Source organism: Kamptonema sp. UHCC 0994, from assembly GCF_029167235.1.
Classification (GTDB): domain Bacteria; phylum Cyanobacteriota; class Cyanobacteriia; order Cyanobacteriales; family Microcoleaceae; genus Kamptonema.
The window spans coordinates 1-3,114 of the sequence record NZ_JARFTR010000204.1; the positions used below are offsets into that span (position 1 = coordinate 1).

Below are 3,114 nucleotides of genomic sequence, written 5' to 3' on the forward strand. Positions count from 1 at the left end.
CCAAGATGGCGGCGTTACGCACCTAACTAAAGAAACCAGGTTTTTTTACGAAAATACTTCGCCAGAACCCACAGATGCTTTCAAAAACCTGGTTTCTGGGACTTCATGATTTGAGTTAAAAGCTAAAACTCCATACTGTCATTGCGAGCGAAGCGAAGCAATCTCAACACCTTAAGATTGCTTCGCTTCGCTCCTAGTCACTTATATTTATATAGCCATGATTTTCAATCACCGAGTAAGTAAATCCACCTAATTAAACATAAGATCGGGATGGCTAAAAAGCTTACTGTATAAACATTCTTCCTTCTCTCCTAGATAACTAAATTTTTCTTCCTTCTTCCTTCTTCCTTCTTCCTTCTTCCTTCTACTTATTTTCTTTCAACTATCAAAAATATCCAATTGTTCAGCCTCTAACTCCTGTTTCTCCTGTTTCTTAATCCCCTTCCGCAACCCCATCGCAATTTTACTGTGCTTCTCAATTTGCCGCATAACTTGCCGAGCTCTTTCAATCACCGACGGAGGTAAACCGGCCAACCTTCCGGCTTCAATCCCATAAGATTTATCCGCACCTCCCGGTTGAACTTGGTGCAAAAAGATAATTTGATCCGGCAACTCTTTCACTGTCACCTGATAATTTGCTACATTCGGCAAAATCGAAGCTAACTCATTCATTTCATGATAGTGAGTAGCAAAAATTGTCCGCGCCTGAATCTCATTTGCTAGATATTCTGCTACCGACCAAGCAATAGAAAGACCATCAAAAGTCGCCGTCCCCCTGCCAATTTCATCTAACAAAACCAGAGATTTAGGCGTAGCATGATTGAGAATATTTGCTGTCTCATTCATTTCTACCATAAAAGTAGATTGACCGGTGGCCAAATCATCCACAGCACCAACACGGGTAAAAATGCGATCGCATATTCCCAAAGATGCCGATTTTGCTGGTACAAAACTCCCCGTTTGTGCCATCAACTGAATCAAACCCACCTGCCGTAAATAACAACTCTTACCGCTAGCATTCGGCCCAGTTAAAATAATTAAATCAGGTCTATTTACCGATTCTTCCCTTCCCAAAAAAGCCGAATTAGGCACAAAAAAGCCCGCAGGCAAAGACTTTTCTACCACCGGATGTCGCCCTTCTACAATCTTAATTTCCCGACTTTCTACCATAGTTGGACGACAATAACCATAATATACTGCTACTTCAGCCAAACCGCACAAAACATCAGCGGCCGCCACCGCACGGGAAACATTACGAATTACTTCCGCCTGTTCTCCCACCGACTCCCGCAATCCCGTAAAGATATCATATTCTAACTGATTCAAATCCTCTCGCGCTGTTAGGATTCTTACTTCTCTTTCTTTCAATTCTTCAGTGCTATAACGCTCTTCATTAGTCAGAGTTTGCTTGCGAATGTAATCATGTGGAACTTGATCTATTTTCGATTTTGTAATACTAATATAATAGCCAAAAGCTTTATTATAGCCAACTTTCAAGTTAGAAATTCCTGTGCGCTCTCTCTCCGTCGCCTCCAAATTAGCCAGCCATTGTTGATCGCCTGATGCCATGCTTCGCATCCGATCTAGTTCAGCATTAATACCTGGGCGAATTAAACCACCATCTTTTAAATGAATAGGCGGTTCATCTACTAAATAAGCGTGGATATTTTTTCCTAGCTTTTCTAGAACAGGCGGCACATTTTGTAATGCCTTAAGATAAGGGGAACGTCCCTGCAATGCGACATTCGCTAGTTGTGGTAATTTCTCTAAAGAATCTGCCAAAGCAACTAATTGTCTAGCAGTTGCAGTACCAGAACCCGCACGACCAGCCAGCCTTTCTATATCATAAATTTGGCGCAATAACTGTTGTAAATCTTGACGCAAAGCATTATTTTCTACTAATTCTTGAATAGTGTCATGTCTAGCACGAATCGCTTTAATATCTAACAACGGTTGCAAGAACCAGCGACGTAAAGCGCGGCCTCCCATTGCAGTATTAGTTTTATCAATTGCCCACAATAAAGAACCATGAAAATTGCCATCGCGGACTGTTTGAATAATTTCAAGATTGCGGCGGGTTTGGTGATCGAGAATTAAAAAATCGCTGAGTACATAAGTGTGTAGAGGTTCTAAAGGAACTGAATTTTCTTTCTGAGTTTCTTCTAAGTATTCTAATAAACCGCCAGCGGCGCGAACTCCCAAAGGGAGATTTTCACATCCCATACCTTCCAGCGATCGCACTTTAAATTTTTGTAGAAGTCGCTGTTTTGCCTCTGGAAGAGTGAAGGGAAGTTGCTTCCGCAGTGAATAGCAAAATGAAAGAGGCAAAGATTCAGGTAAATATTCAGACCTCTCTCCCGGTCTTAGCATCGTACCTACATTTTGGCTATGAGTAGGAATCAGAATTTCCGATGGTTGTAAACGCAGCAATTCTAGATTTAATTGCTCTAAGTTAGTAGATTGAACAGTTAAAAATTCACCTGTAGAAATATCAGTATAAGCTAACCCCCAGTGTTCGCCAGCAATCACAACTGCTGCTAAAAAGTTATTTTGACGGGGTTTAAGCATTCCATCATCTGTCAAGGTTCCAGGAGTAAGAATTTTAGTAATTTCTCGCTTGACTTGGCGACCTTCTTTAGCAGCAATTGCTGCATCTTCTACTTGGTCGCAAATGACTACCGCATAGCCTTTTTCTACTAACATAGCACTATAGCGGTCTAGTGAATGGTGCGGCACACCTGTCATCGGCACTCTGCCGATTTCTTTACCACCTTCTTTGCTAGTGCAAACCAGTTCTAATTCCCGTGAAATAGTAACAGCATCTTGGAAAAAACATTCAAAGAAATCGCCAACACGAAAGAAAAGAAGCGCATGGGGATATTGTTCTTTAACACCGACATACCGCTGCATCATCGGTGTCAGTTTATCAAAATCTAACAATGCGTAGTCAGCATTACGGATATTGGGTTGATTGGGGTCAGTAGGAGTAGATGCAGTGTAAGGCATAGAGATGCTGGGGAGGAGCTTTAACCTTTAATAACTTTACCTTAATAAATCCTTTCATGACTTACGCATTACTTACGTAACGCCGCCTTCTAGGCGGTTTCTTTACCG

The 3,114-nt window shown here is 41.6% G+C and carries 1 protein-coding gene; it reads right to left on the reverse strand.

The annotated features are described in order from the left end of the window. Positions 1-378: 378 nt before the first annotated feature. Positions 379-3,006: a DNA mismatch repair protein MutS gene (mutS, locus tag PY364_RS18465; RefSeq protein ID WP_275524692.1), complete on the reverse strand. Its 2,628-nt coding sequence runs from the start codon at positions 3,004-3,006 to the stop codon at positions 379-381. Positions 3,007-3,114: the final 108 nt, after the last annotated feature.

Bases quoted from the DNA above. Each gene is read 5' to 3' on its own strand.
- mutS (WP_275524692.1), bottom strand. From the start codon at position 3,006: ATGCCTTACACTGCATCTACTCCTACTGACCCCAATCAACCCAATATC.